Origin of the sequence: Rahnella sp. BIGb0236, assembly GCF_004364755.1 — a bacterium.
In the GTDB taxonomy this organism is placed as follows: domain Bacteria; phylum Pseudomonadota; class Gammaproteobacteria; order Enterobacterales; family Enterobacteriaceae; genus Rahnella; species Rahnella victoriana.
In genome coordinates this window covers 392,545-407,315 of sequence record NZ_SOAO01000002.1, presented here as the reverse complement: position 1 = coordinate 407,315, position 14,771 = coordinate 392,545, and the positions used below count along the sequence as shown (strand labels likewise).

The following is a 14,771-nucleotide window of genomic DNA, read 5'->3' as shown; positions in this document are numbered from 1 at the left end:
ATCCGTGGGAGTAAGTGATAAACGTGCGCCACTATAGCAGAAGAGTCATAAGTCAGACATCTTCGATTACCGGCGCTTACTGACTTTTACTTATAAGACAAAGTCCTTATAAGACAGAGCACTTATAAGAACGGGGCCGCAGCCCCGTATTCAGATTACATGCTGGCAGTGACGAAAGACTGCTGCTGGGCTTCGCTGGCCAGTCGCTGTTTCAGCTGTTCGGCCTGCTGGCGGGTGCTGAACGGACCAAGCTGGACGCGGTACGTGCTGCCGTTGGCCTGCACTTTCCCCGGCACGGAGAAACGCTGGCTGAGGCTTTTTTGCCACAACTGTGCGTTCTGCGGGTTACTCAGCGCGCCAACCTGCACCATAAAACCTGAGCTCGGGATGGCGGTGGTATGCGCGGGCGCTGCGGAGGCCGCAGACGCGGCTACCGGTGCGGCACTGGCGACGGCGACGGGCGCAGCCACCGGTTCACTGCCTTCTAACACGCCCTGACGCAGCGGAGTGGGAGCGCTCAGAAAGCCGCCGCCGCTGCTACCGGACATCGTGGTCGCTGCCGGCGCAGAGGCTACGGTGCCGTTGTTATCTTCGTCATTAGTTAAAGGCGCAGCATTCGGATTACTCAGGGTGCTGTTGCTGATCGGACGGACATCTGAGGTATCGACCGGTTGAGCGCTCAGCGTCGGTGTGCCCATGCTGCTGGCACCTAAACTTGGACGTGACGGCAAAGCGTAAGATTGTTTGGCAACGGTCGTACCAATCGTGCCCGGACCGGACAGGGTGCCGTCAGGTGCCACGTTGATAAAATCGATGCGGACTTTGGTGCTGTTGGTCAGATTCAGACGATCGGCCGCCGCCTGTGACAAATCAATAATTTTGCCCGGCACGTAAGGGCCACGGTCATTCACACGCACCACCAGCATACGGCCGGTCGCCATGTTGGTGACACGCACATAACTTGGGATTGGCAAGGTCGGATGCGCGGCGGTCATGGCTGAAGGGTCGAACTCTTCGCCGATGGCGGTCATATTGCCGCCATTTTCCTGACCGTACCAGGCTGCTTGTCCCACCTGCGAGAAGTTAGACGGGTCTTTGATGATTTTATAGGTTTTACCGTTAACGGTATAATCCTGCATCGTGCCCTGATTATAAGGTTCGTAACGCGGATCAGCCCCGCCGATTTCTACCACAGGGCCGTTGTAGGCTTGCTGCGGTGCCGGTTGTTGTTGCTGAACATCGTCAGTGGCACAGCCACTTAACAGCAAACCGATAATGACAGCTCCAAGCCACTCCTTACGCATTGCTCACCTCTATAAATTTTTCGACAACATTTTTCGATGAGTATGTATCGACATGACGATACCAAACCCTGCCATTAGCACGATGAGTGCTGACCCGCCATAGCTGACCAGAGGCAAAGGTACCCCAACTACCGGGACAATGCCACTGACCATGCCGATGTTAACAAACACATAAACGAACAGGATCAGCATCAGCCCGCCGGACATCACGCGGCCAAACGTGGTCTGCGCATGGGCGGCGATCACCAGACCGCGCATGATGAGACATAAGTACAGTCCCAGCAGCACCAGTACGCCAATCAGCCCCAGTTCTTCGGCGAGCACGGCGAAGATAAAGTCGGTATGACGTTCAGGCAGGAATTCCAGCTGTGACTGGGTGCCGTGCAGCCAGCCTTTACCGGAAAGTCCGCCTGAGCCGATGGCAATTTTCGACTGAATAATATGATAGCCCGCACCCAGCGGATCGCTTTCCGGATCCAGTAACATCATGACGCGGTCGCGCTGATAATCATGCATCAGGAAGAACCACAGGATTGGAATAAACGCGGCAACCAGAAGGGCGGCAACGGCGATCAGTTTCCAGCTCATACCGGAAAGGAACAGCACAAATAAACCGGAGGCGGCAATCAGAATCGACGTACCCAGATCGGGCTGTGCGGCCACCAGCAGGGTAGGGATGAAGATCAGTGCCAGCGCAATCGCGGTATTTTTCAGGGAGGGCGGGCAGACATCGCGGTTGATAAAACGCGCGACCATCAGCGGTACGGCGATTTTTGCCAGTTCCGACGGCTGGAATTTGATGATCCCCAGATCCAGCCAGCGTTGCGCGCCTTTACTGATACTGCCGAAAGCATCCACCAGCACCAGCAGGAAGACGCAGAAAATATACAGATACGGTGCCCAGCTTTCATACACGCGCGGCGGAATTTGCGCCATGATCAGCATGATCACCAGACCCATCAGGATCTGGCCAATTTTACGTTCCATCATGCCCATATCCTGACCGCTGGCGCTCCACATCACGAACGCACTGTACGTCAGCAGGGCGAGCACGATCAGCAGCATCGTCAGGTCGATATGCATTTTCGACCACAATGATCTTTTTTGTTGGTTCTCAGTCATTGACGGTTAATCACCTTCGGTTCCCGGCGGCGCAGGCGCGTCAGCCGGTAATTGTGTCGTGTTGTCGCCCAGTAAAATATGGTCGAGTATCTGCCGCGAAATCGTCCCCACTGCCGGACCTGCACCGCCGTTCTCCAGAACGACAGCCACCGCCACCGTAGGTTTGTCGAACGGGGCAAACGAGGTCATCAGTTTGTGGTCGCGCAGATGCTCAGCAATCTTATGCGCATTATAGATTTCATTGGCTTTCAAACCGTAAACTTGTGCGGTACCGGATTTTGCCGCTGCTTTGTAAGGGGCATCGGCAAAATATTTGCGTGCGGTGCCGTTCGGCCGGTTAGCCACGCCGTACATGCCGTCTTTGGCAATTTCCCAGTAACCGGAATGGATATCCCCAATCTGGGTGGTTTCCTGCTGCTGATAAGGGACCTGCTTCCCTTCCACTTTCGTGCTCAGCAACAAATGCGGCGTTTTCACATTGCCGTCGTTAATCAGGGTGGTCATCGCTTTCATGATTTGTATTGGCGTTGCGGTCCAGTAGCCCTGACCGATCCCCACCGGAATGGTGTCACCCTGATACCAGGGTTTCTTGAAGCGTTTAAACTTCCAGTCGCGGTTTGGCATATTGCCGCTGCGCTCTTCCGACAAATCGATGCCGCTGTAATGACCGTATCCGAATTTGCCCATCCATTCTGACAGCCGGTCGATGCCCATATCATAGGCCACCTGATAGAAGAAGGTATCGGCCGATTCCTCAAGGGATTTGGTGACGTTCAGGCGGCCATGCCCCCAGTGTTTCCAGTCACGGTAGCGTTTATCAGAACCCGGCAACTGCCACCAGCCCGGATCAAACAGGGAGGTGTTTTTGGTGATCACACCAGAGGTGAGTGCGGAGACGGCAATATAAGGTTTCACCGTCGACGCTGGCGGGTAAACCCCCTGCGTCGCCCGGTTGATCAGCGGTTTGTTCGGATCGTTTAACAAGCCGCTGTAATCTTTGCTCGATATGCCATCCACAAACAGGTTCGGGTCATAGCTCGGGTTGGAGACCAGCGCACGGATCGCGCCATCGCGCGGATCGGTGACCACGACGGCGGCACGGCTGCCGGTCAGCAATTCTTCAATGTATTTCTGCAACGGCAGGTCAATGGTCAGGTAAATGTCTTTACCGGCCTGCGGTGGCTCTTCGTGCAACTGGCGGATGACGCGCCCGCGGTTATTGACCTCAACCTCTTCATAGCCTGTTTTGCCATGAAGGGTGTCTTCGTAATAACGCTCGATACCCAGCTTGCCAATATCGTGTGTGGCGGCGTAGTTGGCCAGAATGCCATCTTTATCCAGACGCTCAACGTCACGATCATTGATTTTCGACACATAGCCGATGACGTGCGTCAGTGCAGAACCGTACGGGTAATAGCGACGCTGATAGCCTTTGACTTCAACGCCGGGGAAATGGAACTGATTGACGGAGAAACGCGCGACCTGAACTTCCGTCAGGGCCGTTTTGACCGCAATAGAGGTAAAGCGTCGTGAACGCTGGCGCTCTTTTTTGAAGTTATCGATATCTTCAGGGGTGAGATCGACAATCGGCTTGAGACCTTCAAGCGTGGCCTGCAAATCGTCCACTTTTTCCGGCACCAGTTCCAGCTGGTAAATGGTGCGGTTCAGGGCCAGCGGGGTGCCATTGCGATCGTAGATAATCCCGCGGCTGGGCGCGATGGGCACCAGCTTGATACGGTTATCATTAGAACGGGTTTGGTAATCCTGAAAACGGACTATTTGCAGATTATAGAGATTAAAAGCTAAGACGCCGCTAAGTAGCAGAATGCCGATGAACGCCACCAGTGCACGGCGCACAAAGAGGGCTGATTCAGCCGTATAGTCGCGAAAAGGGTTACGATCTATTTTCATCCCACTACTTAATTCATGTTGCTGACATTCACCACCCGTTATTCGCGGTGGTATGGATGATTAGTGGTAATACTCCAGGCGCGGTAAAGACTTTCCGCGACCAGAACCCGAACCAGCGGGTGAGGAAGTGTCAACGGCGAGAGCGACCAGCTCTGTTCCGCTGCGGCTTTACAGGCCGGCGCCAACCCTTCCGGTCCGCCGATTAACAGGCTGACATTGCGCCCGTCCTGTTTCCAGCGTTCCAGTTGTTGCGCCAGTTGCGGGGTTTCCCACGGTGTGCCCGGAATATCGAGCGTCACAATGCGATTTCCCTTACCGACGGCAGCCAGCATCAGCTCGCCTTCTTTTTCAAGAATGCGTTTGATATCTGCATTTTTCCCACGTTTCCCGGCCGGAACTTCAGTCAGTTCAAACGGCATGTCTTTAGGGAAACGGTGCAGATAATCGTTAAAACCGGTTTGTACCCAGTCAGGCATTTTTGTGCCGACGGCGACAAGTTGCAGCTTCACGCATCAGCCCCAGAGTTTCTCAAGCTCATACAGCTGGCGGCTTTCTTCCTGCATTACATGGACAATTACTTCGCCCAGATCAACCACGACCCAGTCGGCTTCGTTAATGCCTTTCACACCCATCGCATCCATACCTGCCGCTTTCACTTCTTCAACCAGATGTCCGGCGATAGAAATGACGTGGCGGCTTGAGGTGCCGGTGCAAATGATCATGCAGTCAGTAATACTGGATTTACCTTTAACATCAATCGCGATGATGTCTTGTGCTTTCAGGTCATCGACTTTATCGACAACAAAATCTTGGAGCGCTTTACCTTGCAAAGGTTCCCCCTGGGGATGTTTGAAACAATTGACCTCACGAGATGATCGCCGGTGTGGCACCGAAGCAACGGGCAATCTCATGATGGATAAACATAGCGGTTGTCCGGAAAACAGCTGAAAACAGTGAATAATCAATACATTGTATCGGTTAGTTTCGCAGCGTTATCGGGAGCCGAAATTAAGCGGCGCAGTATAGCACGCGTTAGCTACTGGCGGTACAAGCCCTGTGATTCTATATAGCGTTCAACGGCGAAAGGCAGCAAATCTGAGCAATCAAGCCCCGCATGACGGCGCTCACGAATTTCAGTTGCCGAAATATTCAGCAGCGGTGTATTGGCCTGATAAATGAATCCGGCCGGTTTTTGCTTCAGCGCATCGTGATGGGTCACCCGGTGCGTGTCATACCAGTGCTGAAGTGCCGGTGTATCAAGATGCTCCTGATAGCCCGGCCGCGCCATCACCACGATATGACAGAAATCCAGTAACGACTCCCAGCGATGCCACTTGTGAAGCGTCAGTAACGAATCCTGGCCAATGATAAACGCCAGCGGGCAATTATCGCCATGTTCTTTACGTAACGTTGCAAGTGTCTCAATGGTATAGGAGGGCGTTTCAACCGCCAGTTCGCGCGGATCAACGGTAAACAGCGGATTACCCGCCACGGCAAGTCTGGCCATTTCCAGACGCTGTTGGGGGGTTGCTTCAGGCTGCGGGCGGTGTGGAGGAACATTATTGGGCAACAGAACCACACGTTCAAATCCGGCCTGTTCTGCCAGACTGGCAACGGGTTTCAGATGACCATAATGAATGGGATCGAAGGTTCCGCCAAAAAAAGCCAGCAGCGATGCAGAAGGGGAATGCGGAGTGCTCTGCGGCATACTGTTCTCCTGCTTCAATACAAATCCGAACCGGTAAACAGGGTGGGTAACGGTTTGCCGCACAATAACATGGAGAGGCTTTCCAGCTCAGACCATACGGACTGACCGTAATCCTGCTTCAGGGTGATTTCCATTTGCGTCAGTAAACGCACCGCCAGCGACAGTTGCTCAGCCGACAAACGTTGCACAGCCTGCGTCACCAGCGCGCGCCGGTTTTGCCAGACTTTTTGCTGATCAAACAGCGTGCGCAGCGGTGTGGTGTCCATTTTGCGTTTCAGATTCAGCAGCATCAGAAGTTCGCGTTGCACGGTGCGCAGCAAAATAACCGGTTCGCTGTCTTCCTGTTGCAGCTGTCGTAAAATATGCCAGGCACGTTTACTTTTTCCGGCAAGGATCGCATCCAGCCAGTGATAAGGCGTGAAGTGCGCAGCGTCATTGACCGCCTCTTCGACGCGCGGCAGCGTGAGTTTTCCATCCGGATAGAGCAGGGAAAGACGCTCCAGAGACTGCGCTAATGCCAGCAGGTTACCTTCGTAGCAATAACACAAAAGCTGATTGGCTGGCTCATCAAGCTCAAGGGACAACTCTTTGGCCCGGCGGGTCACCCAGCGCGGAAGTTGTGCCTGTTCAGGTGTCTGACAACTGACAAAAACGCCTTTATCACTCAGCGCCTTAAACCACGCGCTGTTCTCCTGCCCTTTGGTCAGCTTAGTACCGCGCAACAGTAACAGGATATCGTCGTGCAAAAGGGTCGTCAGTTTCAGTAACTGTTCTGCCATCGGCGCCGTGGGGCCGTTTTCAGGCAGGATCAGCATCAGTGTCTGACGGCTGGCAAAGAGACTCAGTGCCTGACAGATACTGAAGATCGAGTCCCATTCGGTATGGTTGTCGAGCACATAGGTGTAATGCTCCTGAAAGTCAGCGTGCTGAGCCGCTTTACGGATGCTGTCCTGACTTTCCTGGAGAAGCAGCGGGTCATTTCCACACAGCAAATAACAAGCGCGCAGCCCCTCACGGAGCTGCGCGGCAAGTTGTTCCGGATAAACTCGGATCATTGTGCGGAAGTGCTGGCCGGTGTCGTTGATAATACGGACGTATCAGACGACGTGGTGGTAGCCGCATCAGAAGCCTGGCTGGCCGATGAACCCGTCGTAATCACTTCGACTTTGCCATCGACTTGTTCCGATTTCTGTAACTCTGAGGCATGTACCGTCAGAAGTTTACGGATCAGCTGCTGTGCCGCCTGCTGACGCATTTCTTCTTTGATGATGTCCTGCTCGTTATCTTTTGCCAGCGCCGTTAACGGGTTGTCAAAGAATGAACGGAACACGGTCACATGAATCGGATAAATGTCTTTACCCGGCATCAGGACTGTCGCATTGACACTCATCTTCATTTGATATTCAGCGGTTTTACCATCCTGGAAAATTGAAGCGGTCGTTTGCCCCGTCGCTTCCCTGCCAATACGCAGTGACGGAATATCCTTACGCAGACCTGTCGGATCATCAACGATGGTCACATTGGAAAGACGTAACTGAGTACGAATATTACGTGTCAGCGGACCATAAGGATCCGAACTGTCCAGAACGATAGTTCGCAGTTCGTCAGGCACATTGGTTTTTCCACGTAAATGGAAGCCACAGCCTGCGGTAACCATCACTGCTGCGGTCAGCAGCAGTGTCACTATACGATGTCGCACAGATCCTCCTTGACTCAACCTACCACCAGGTTAAGCAGTTTGCCCGGGACGTAGATTACTTTGCGAACCGTAACCCCATCCAGATATTTTGCGACCAAATGTTCTTCTGCCGCACGCTCGCGCACTTGTTGCTCGGTAGCATCAGCGGCTACGGTGATTTTAGCACGCACTTTACCATTCACCTGTACAACCACCAGTTTGGAATCTTCCACCATGGCTTTTTCATCAGCCTGAGGCCACGGCGCAGTATCCACGTCGCCTTCGCCTTTCAGTGACTGCCAGAGGCTGAAGCAAACGTGTGGCGTGAACGGATAGAGCATACGGACGACGGCCAGCAGGGCTTCCTGCAACAACGCGCGATCCTGTTCGGTCTCTTGCGGTGCGCGGCCCAGTTTGTTCATCAGTTCCATTACCGCAGCGATCGCGGTGTTGAAGGTCTGACGACGGCCAATATCATCGGTCACTTTGGCGATGGTTTTGTGCAGGTCGCGACGCAAATCTTTTTGCGCTTCATTCAGTGAAGCCACATCCAGAGCAGCAACCGGGCCTTTTTCTGTGTGTTCGTAAGCCAGTTTCCAGACACGTTTCAGGAAGCGGTTCGCCCCTTCAACCCCGGATTCCTGCCATTCCAGCGTCATTTCTGCCGGAGAAGCGAACATCATAAACAGACGCACCGTATCAGCGCCGTATTTATCCACCATGACCTGCGGGTCGATGCCGTTGTTTTTAGACTTGGACATCTTGCTCATGCCGGCATAAACCAGCTCGCGACCTTGCGGATCGGTGGCTTTGGTGATGCGGCCTTTCTCGTCACGCTCAACAGTGGCATCCGTCGGGGATACCCAGATACGTTCGCCGTTGTTGCCGGTGTGGTAGAAGGCATCCGCCAGCACCATACCCTGACACAGAAGTCGTTTGGCAGGCTCGTCAGAGTCCACCAGACCGGCATCACGCATCAGTTTGTGGAAGAAGCGGAAATACATCAGGTGCATGATGGCGTGTTCGATGCCACCGACATACTGATCGACCGGCAACCAGTAGTTGGCCGCAGCCGGATCCAGCATCCCTTCGTCGTATTGCGGGCAGGTGTAACGCGCGTAATACCAGGAGGATTCCATGAAGGTGTCGAAGGTGTCGGTTTCACGCAGACCCGGCATACCGTTAACCGTGGTTTTTGCCCACTCAGGATCGGCCTTAATCGGGCTGGTGATCCCATCCATCACCACATCTTCCGGCAGAATAACCGGCAGCTGATCTTCTGGTGTCGGAATAACGGTGCCGTCTTCCAGCGTGATCATCGGGATAGGTGCGCCCCAGTAACGCTGACGGGAGACGCCCCAGTCGCGCAGGCGATAGTTCACTTTGCGCTGACCGACACCCTGAGCAACCAGTTTATCGGCAATGGCATTGAAACCGTCTTCGTGGTTCAGACCATCGAATTCACCTGAGTTGAACAGCGTGCCTTTTTCCGTCATCGCTTCTGCGCTGACGTCAGGCTGGCTGCCATCCAGATTCAGGATAACCGGCTTGATCTGCAGATCGTATTTGGTGGCGAATTCCCAGTCGCGCTGGTCGTGGCCTGGCACGGCCATCACTGCGCCGGTACCGTATTCCATCAGCACGAAGTTGGCAGCCCAGATTGGCAGCTTCTCACCAGACAGCGGGTGGATCGCATACAGACCGGTTGCCATGCCTTTTTTCTCCATCGTTGCCATTTCTGCTTCGGCAACTTTGGTGTTACGGCATTCGTCGATGAAATCGGTTAGGGCAGGATTGTTCTGTGCGCCCCGTTGCGCCAGCGGATGACCCGCAGCCACCGCAACATAGGTCGCGCCCATGAAGGTATCAGGACGGGTGGTGTAAACCGTGACTTTTTCGTCACTGTCAGCCACGTCGAAAGTGATTTCCACACCTTCGGAACGGCCAATCCAGTTACGCTGCATGGTTTTCACCTGCTCCGGCCAGCTTTCCAGCGTGTCCAGATCGTTCAGCAACTGATCGGCGTAATCGGTGATTTTGATGAACCACTGAGGAATTTCTTTACGCTCAACTTTAGTATCGCAGCGCCAGCAGCAGCCGTCGATCACCTGTTCGTTCGCCAGAACGGTCAGGTCGTGCGGACACCAGTTCACAGCGGAGGTCTTCTTATAAACCAGGCCTTTTTCGTACAGCTTGGTGAAGAACCATTGTTCCCAGCGATAATAGTCAGGCTTACAGGTCGCGACTTCACGATCCCAGTCATAGCCGAAGCCCAGCAATTTAAGCTGGTTCTTCATGTATTCGATATTTTCGTAAGTCCACGGCGCAGGGGCTGTGTTGTTCTTCACCGCAGCACCTTCAGCCGGCAGGCCGAATGCATCCCAGCCGATAGGCTGCAGGACGTTTTTACCGAGCATGCGCTGATAACGGGAAATCACGTCACCGATGGTGTAGTTGCGCACGTGTCCCATATGGAGACGACCTGACGGGTAAGGCAACATGGAGAGGCAGTAATATTTCTCCTTACCAGGCTGTTCGGTAACTTTGAAGGTTTGCTTCTCTTGCCAGTGAAGCTGAACGTGTGACTCGATGTCTTCTGGACGGTATTGCTCTTGCATGGCGGCCGGTGGTCCTGTGAGTGAAAACAGCTACGCCTGTAGCTCAAAAAGTTTTAATCAAAAGATCCGCATAGCATAGCTGATAAGGGGTTGGCGCAACAACACTCAGCGAAGGCTAAAGGGGATTTCTGTCCTCTTCTGGCGCAATATTCATAATCTGCGAGCCAGCCCGGGATAATCTGCGCCACGGATCAGGGATTTACGACTAAAATAAAGACAGTGCGCTCCCGCCGTGAAAATGGTTATGACAGTTCAAGGAGAGGAAATATGAGCAATATTACGCAATCTTACCGTCAGCTGGTGACATCACTGACCGAACGGATAAAAAATGGGGAACGTGATATCAGCGCGCTGGTGCAGGATGCCCGCGTCAGGTTGCAGGAAGAGGGCAAGTTGACGGAAATCCAGATTGAGCAGTTAACCTCAGCAGTACGCCGCGATTTGCATGAATTTGCCCGCAGTTATGAAGAAAGCCAGCAGGCAGTGGCGGAAGATGACGGCACAGACAGTGTCTTCCTGCGGGTGATTAAAGAGAGTTTGTGGAAAGAGCTGGCGGACATGACCGATAAAACCCAGCTTGAATGGAAAGAAGTGTTCAAGGATGTGAGCCATCATGGGATTTATCACAGCGGGGAAGTGGTCGGATTAGGAAATCTGGTGTGTGAAAATTGTCATTTCCACCTGGCGGTATATACGCCGGAAATTCTGAGCAAATGCCCGAAATGTGGCAACACCGAATTCTCACGCCGTCCGTTCGAACCTTAAACTTCAGCAACCTGCCCCGCAGACGCGGAGCAGGTTTTCTTCAATGTCTTAGTGCAGGATTTTCGCCAGGAAGTCACGCGCACGATCGGATTCCGGATTATTGAAGAAATCGTCTTTATTCCGATCTTCCACAATCTTGCCTTCGTCCATGAAAATCACGCGGTTGGCCACTTTACGGGCGAAGCCCATTTCGTGGGTCACGACCATCATCGTCATGCCTTCGTTGGCCAGTTCAACCATCACATCCAGCACTTCGTTGATCATTTCCGGATCCAGTGCTGACGTCGGTTCGTCAAACAACATGGCGATCGGATCCATGCATAACGCACGGGCAATCGCCACACGCTGCTGCTGACCACCGGAAAGCTGACCGGGGAATTTATTGGCGTGGGCGGATAAACCGACGCGATCTAATAACTTCAGGCCCTTATCTTTCGCTGCCGCTTTATCACGTTTCAATACCTTGACCTGCGCCAGCGTCAGGTTATCGATGATAGACAGGTGCGGGAACAGTTCGAAATGCTGGAAAACCATGCCGACTTTGGCACGCAGTTGCGCCAGGTTGGTTTTCTTGTCATTGACCGGCGTCCCGTTGACCAGGATTTGGCCTTTCTGAACAGGTTCCAGTCCGTTAACGGTTTTGATCAGCGTCGATTTCCCGGAGCCTGACGGCCCGCACACCACCACAACTTCACCTTTTTTAACTTCGGTGCTGCAATCGGTAAGCACCTGAAAGTGCCCGTACCATTTAGAAACATTCTTCAGTGAAATCATGAAACGGTCCTTTTCTTCAAATAACGCACCAGCAAGGAAGCGGAAAGGCTGATAACAAAGTAAATAAGTCCTGCAAACAGCACCATCTCCACCAGCGTACCGTCACGGTCGCCAATGTTAGAGGCACTGCGGAAGAAGTCTGCGAGGCCCAGTACATACACCAGTGAGGTATCCTGGAATAGCACAATGGCCTGCGTCAGCAGTAATGGCACCATGGCACGGAAAGCCTGCGGCAGGATGACCAGCTTCATGGATTGCCATTGGGTCATGCCCAGCGCCAGAGCGGCGGAGGACTGGCCGCGCGCGATGCTGATGATCCCGGCACGAATAATTTCTGAATAATAGGCCGCTTCAAAGAGGGCAAACGCCACCATCGCAGAAATCAGGCGGATATCGGTTTTAGGCGACAGCCCGAGTACTTTTTGCAGAAAGCCCGGCACGATCAGATAAAACCACAACAGCACCATCACCAGCGGAATGGCACGGAACACATTGACGTACGCCGAGGCAAACCAGCTGAGCGGTTTGAACGTTGATAAGCGCATGACCGCCAGCAAGGTTCCCCACAAAATACCGACAACAATCGCCAGCGACGTGATCTTCAGCGTGATGACCATGCCTTGCCACAGATAGGGCAGGCCGGGACCAATAGAACTCCAGTCAAATTCATGCATGCTTATTTCCCTCCCATGTTGCCCGGCAGGCGGACTTTACGTTCTACGAAATGCATCAGCAGCATGATGACGGCATTGATAAGGACATAAGCAACGGTGATGGCTGTGAATGATTCATAGGCATGCGCCGAGTAATCCAGCAATTTACCGGCTTGTGCGGCCATATCGACCAGACCAATGGTCGAGGCGATGGCGGAGTTTTTCACCAGGTTGACCATCTCTGAGGTCATCGGCGGCACGATCACACGGTAAGCATTGGGTAACAGCACATAGCGGTAGGTTTGCGGCAGCGTCAGTCCCATCGCCAGTCCGGCGTTGCGTTGTCCGCTGGGCAGGGACTGGATTGCCGCACGTACCTGTTCGCACACGCGGGCGGCGGTGAACAAGCCAAGGCAAATCACGGATGAGGTGAAGAACTGCACGTCAGGCGCCAGTTCGGATTTAAACCACATGCCGATATTTTCAGGCAGCAGTTCAGGCACCACCAGATACCAGATAAAGAATTGCACAATCAATGGCACGTTACGGAACAGTTCGACGTAACAGGTACCAATGCCTGAGAGAATACGGTTGGGGACGGTACGTAAAATACCGAACAGAGAGCCGACGAAGAAGGCGATAATCCATGCACAAATCGACAATGCGACAGTGACCTGAAATCCATTCCAAATCCAGCCCAGATAGGTGGTATTACCGAAGGGGGCTTGTTGCAAAAAGATGCCCCAGTTCCAATCTATTGACATAAAAACTCCGTAAAACGGGTAATAAATTACCCTCTGAGTGATGACGTAATCCGCGTGAATAAAAAGAGGAAAACGCGGGGTGGGGAACGACCACCCCGCATCCGGTCTGCATCATCACAGGCTGGTGGGCCAGCCTTATACTTTAACTACACTTCTCTTGGTTATACCCGTCTGTCTGGTATTTCTTACAGCGCTTTATCGTTAGGCGCTTTGAACAGGGCTTTCATGTCATCAGACAATTCAAAGTTCATGTTCAGGTTTTTCGGAGGGATCGGTTTTTTGAACCAGGTTTCAAACCATTTAGAGGCTTCGCCCGAGGACTGAGCTTTCACAATGGTGTCATCCACCAGTTTTTTGAATTCCGCATCGTCTTTACGCATCATGCAGCCGTATGCTTCTTTGGATTGCGGTGTGCCGACGATTTCCCAGTTGTCTGGTTTCTTGGCTTTCGCACGTTCACCCGCCAGCAGAGCGTCATCCATCATGAAGGCAACGGCGCGGCCAGTTTCCAGTGTACGGAAAGAGTCACCGTGGTCTTTCGCGCTGATGATGCGCATTTCCAGTTTTTTCTCTTCGTTGAGCTTGTTGAGCAACACTTCAGAGGTTGTCCCGGAGGTCACCACCACGGTCTTGCCTTTCAGGTCAGCAAAATCTTTGATGTCTGAGCCTTTTTTCACCAGCAGACGCGTACCGATCACGAAGATGGTGTCTGAGAAGGCCGCCTGTTGCTGGCGTTCCAGGTTGTTGGTGGTTGAACCACATTCAAAATCGTAGGTGCCGTTTTGCAGCAGCGGGATACGGTTTTGTGAGGTGATTGGCATCATTTTGACCTGCAGGTTTGGCAGGTCCAGTTTCTTCTTCACTGCATCAACGATGGCGTCAGAATAGTCCTGTGAGTAACCGACGACTTTCTGTTCATTGTTGTAGTAGGAGAATGGCACTGAGGATTCGCGGTGACCCACAACGATAACGCCATTGTCTTTAATTTTTTTCAGGGTGCCGGTCAGTTCTTCTGCGTGAGCAAAGCTGCTTACGGTAACGCTTGCCAACAGTACTGATAACGCCAATTTGCGCAATTGCATGTCCAACTCCTTGCTGTCATTAGGGATCCAAACTCAGGGATCAGAAAGTACTAATGCCTCGTCATATGAAGCTAGAAAATAGCTGAATGTGAATATTATGAAACCATATTGTTTCTTTTTTGAGACGAGACGCGCACCAAATCAAAGCAATCAAATGGCTATGCACTGATAAAGTGCATGAGGAGCAGCCTTTTTGTATCAAAATGATGCATGACGTCAAAAAAAATCACTAAACAGATATCTTTCAATCAGATGTAGCAAGAGTCGTGCCAGATGGCCTGATTTAACTTCATAAGCGGTTAAATCGGCAGGGCTTAATGCGGCAGTTGTGACAATCAACAGCAGGTAAAAGGGAGGGGCAGAGGAGGGCGATAAACGGTGCGACAAAAAAG

Annotated in this window: 14 protein-coding genes; 1 reads left to right on the top strand and 13 read right to left on the bottom strand. The window is 52.8% G+C overall.

The annotated features are described in order from the left end of the window. Positions 1–155: 155 nt before the first annotated feature. The 9 genes from rlpA to leuS form a co-directional block, all read right to left on the bottom strand. Positions 156–1,304 (bottom strand): endolytic peptidoglycan transglycosylase RlpA, encoded by a 1,149-nt coding sequence (gene rlpA / locus EDF78_RS05400; RefSeq protein WP_095921150.1) that lies wholly within the window; start codon positions 1,302–1,304, stop codon positions 156–158. Positions 1,305–1,313: 9 nt separating this feature from the next. Next, the gene (mrdB, locus tag EDF78_RS05395; RefSeq protein ID WP_095921151.1) at positions 1,314–2,426 is read right to left on the bottom strand and encodes a peptidoglycan glycosyltransferase MrdB; all 1,113 of its coding nucleotides are present in this window, start codon (positions 2,424–2,426) and stop codon (positions 1,314–1,316) included. A 6-nt stretch (positions 2,427–2,432) separates the two neighbouring features. Beyond that, positions 2,433–4,337 carry a peptidoglycan DD-transpeptidase MrdA gene (gene mrdA / locus EDF78_RS05390; RefSeq protein ID WP_095921152.1) on the bottom strand — a complete coding sequence of 635 codons (1,905 nt, stop codon included), beginning with the start codon at positions 4,335–4,337 and terminating at the stop codon, positions 2,433–2,435. A 38-nt stretch (positions 4,338–4,375) separates the two neighbouring features. Then, entirely contained in the window at positions 4,376–4,846 is a 471-nt protein-coding gene (gene rlmH / locus EDF78_RS05385) for a 23S rRNA (pseudouridine(1915)-N(3))-methyltransferase RlmH (RefSeq protein ID WP_112287631.1), read from the bottom strand. Positions 4,847–4,849: 3 nt separating this feature from the next. After that, positions 4,850–5,167 carry a ribosome silencing factor gene (gene rsfS, locus EDF78_RS05380; RefSeq protein WP_095921154.1) on the bottom strand — a complete coding sequence of 106 codons (318 nt, stop codon included), beginning with the start codon at positions 5,165–5,167 and terminating at the stop codon, positions 4,850–4,852. A gap of 206 nt (positions 5,168–5,373) precedes the next feature. After that, positions 5,374–6,045 (bottom strand): nicotinate-nucleotide adenylyltransferase, encoded by a 672-nt coding sequence (gene nadD, locus EDF78_RS05375; protein ID WP_133822699.1) that lies wholly within the window; start codon positions 6,043–6,045, stop codon positions 5,374–5,376. 14 nt (positions 6,046–6,059) lie between these two features. Then, complete coding sequence (gene holA, locus EDF78_RS05370) at positions 6,060–7,100, bottom strand: DNA polymerase III subunit delta (RefSeq protein WP_133822698.1); 1,041 nt, start codon at positions 7,098–7,100, stop codon at positions 6,060–6,062. Further along, entirely contained in the window at positions 7,097–7,744 is a 648-nt protein-coding gene (gene lptE / locus EDF78_RS05365; RefSeq protein ID WP_119826645.1) for an LPS assembly lipoprotein LptE, read from the bottom strand. Before lptE ends, holA begins: the two co-directional genes overlap by 4 nt. Before the next feature lie 14 nt (positions 7,745–7,758). Beyond that, positions 7,759–10,341: a leucine--tRNA ligase gene (leuS, locus tag EDF78_RS05360; RefSeq protein WP_133822697.1), complete on the bottom strand. Its 2,583-nt coding sequence runs from the start codon at positions 10,339–10,341 to the stop codon at positions 7,759–7,761. A 267-nt stretch (positions 10,342–10,608) separates the two neighbouring features. Here leuS and EDF78_RS05355 point away from each other — a divergent pair, with 267 nt between their 5' ends. Continuing rightward, on the top strand, positions 10,609–11,106 hold the full coding sequence (locus EDF78_RS05355; RefSeq protein WP_095921159.1) for a zinc ribbon-containing protein: 498 nt from the start codon (positions 10,609–10,611) through the stop codon (positions 11,104–11,106). A 48-nt stretch (positions 11,107–11,154) separates the two neighbouring features. On the opposite strand, the gene EDF78_RS05350 is transcribed toward EDF78_RS05355, so the two are convergent. The 4 genes from EDF78_RS05350 to EDF78_RS05335 all read right to left on the bottom strand — a co-directional run bounded on the left by EDF78_RS05350 (position 11,155) and on the right by EDF78_RS05335 (position 14,379). Further along, positions 11,155–11,880: an amino acid ABC transporter ATP-binding protein gene (locus EDF78_RS05350; RefSeq protein WP_095921160.1), complete on the bottom strand. Its 726-nt coding sequence runs from the start codon at positions 11,878–11,880 to the stop codon at positions 11,155–11,157. Then, a complete protein-coding gene (gltK, locus tag EDF78_RS05345; protein WP_095921161.1) occupies positions 11,877–12,554 on the bottom strand; it encodes a glutamate/aspartate ABC transporter permease GltK in 678 nt (225 codons plus the stop codon). Before gltK ends, EDF78_RS05350 begins: the two co-directional genes overlap by 4 nt. 2 nt (positions 12,555–12,556) lie before the next feature. Continuing rightward, on the bottom strand, positions 12,557–13,297 hold the full coding sequence (locus EDF78_RS05340; RefSeq protein WP_095921162.1) for an amino acid ABC transporter permease: 741 nt from the start codon (positions 13,295–13,297) through the stop codon (positions 12,557–12,559). 185 nt (positions 13,298–13,482) lie between these two features. Beyond that, on the bottom strand, positions 13,483–14,379 hold the full coding sequence (locus EDF78_RS05335) for an amino acid ABC transporter substrate-binding protein (RefSeq protein ID WP_095921163.1): 897 nt from the start codon (positions 14,377–14,379) through the stop codon (positions 13,483–13,485). Positions 14,380–14,771: the final 392 nt, after the last annotated feature.

Bases quoted from the DNA above. Each gene is read 5' to 3' on its own strand.
- mrdA (WP_095921152.1), bottom strand. From the start codon at position 4,337: ATGAAAATAGATCGTAACCCTTTTCGCGACTATACGGCTGAATCAGCC.
- EDF78_RS05335 (WP_095921163.1), bottom strand. From the start codon at position 14,379: ATGCAATTGCGCAAATTGGCGTTATCAGTACTGTTGGCAAGCGTTACC.
- EDF78_RS05355 (WP_095921159.1), top strand. From the start codon at position 10,609: ATGAGCAATATTACGCAATCTTACCGTCAGCTGGTGACATCACTGACC.
- gltK (WP_095921161.1), bottom strand. From the start codon at position 12,554: ATGCATGAATTTGACTGGAGTTCTATTGGTCCCGGCCTGCCCTATCTG.
- EDF78_RS05340 (WP_095921162.1), bottom strand. From the start codon at position 13,297: ATGTCAATAGATTGGAACTGGGGCATCTTTTTGCAACAAGCCCCCTTC.
- mrdB (WP_095921151.1), bottom strand. From the start codon at position 2,426: ATGACTGAGAACCAACAAAAAAGATCATTGTGGTCGAAAATGCATATC.
- nadD (WP_133822699.1), bottom strand. From the start codon at position 6,045: ATGCCGCAGAGCACTCCGCATTCCCCTTCTGCATCGCTGCTGGCTTTT.
- leuS (WP_133822697.1), bottom strand. From the start codon at position 10,341: ATGCAAGAGCAATACCGTCCAGAAGACATCGAGTCACACGTTCAGCTT.
- rlpA (WP_095921150.1), bottom strand. From the start codon at position 1,304: ATGCGTAAGGAGTGGCTTGGAGCTGTCATTATCGGTTTGCTGTTAAGT.
- holA (WP_133822698.1), bottom strand. From the start codon at position 7,100: ATGATCCGAGTTTATCCGGAACAACTTGCCGCGCAGCTCCGTGAGGGG.
- EDF78_RS05350 (WP_095921160.1), bottom strand. From the start codon at position 11,880: ATGATTTCACTGAAGAATGTTTCTAAATGGTACGGGCACTTTCAGGTG.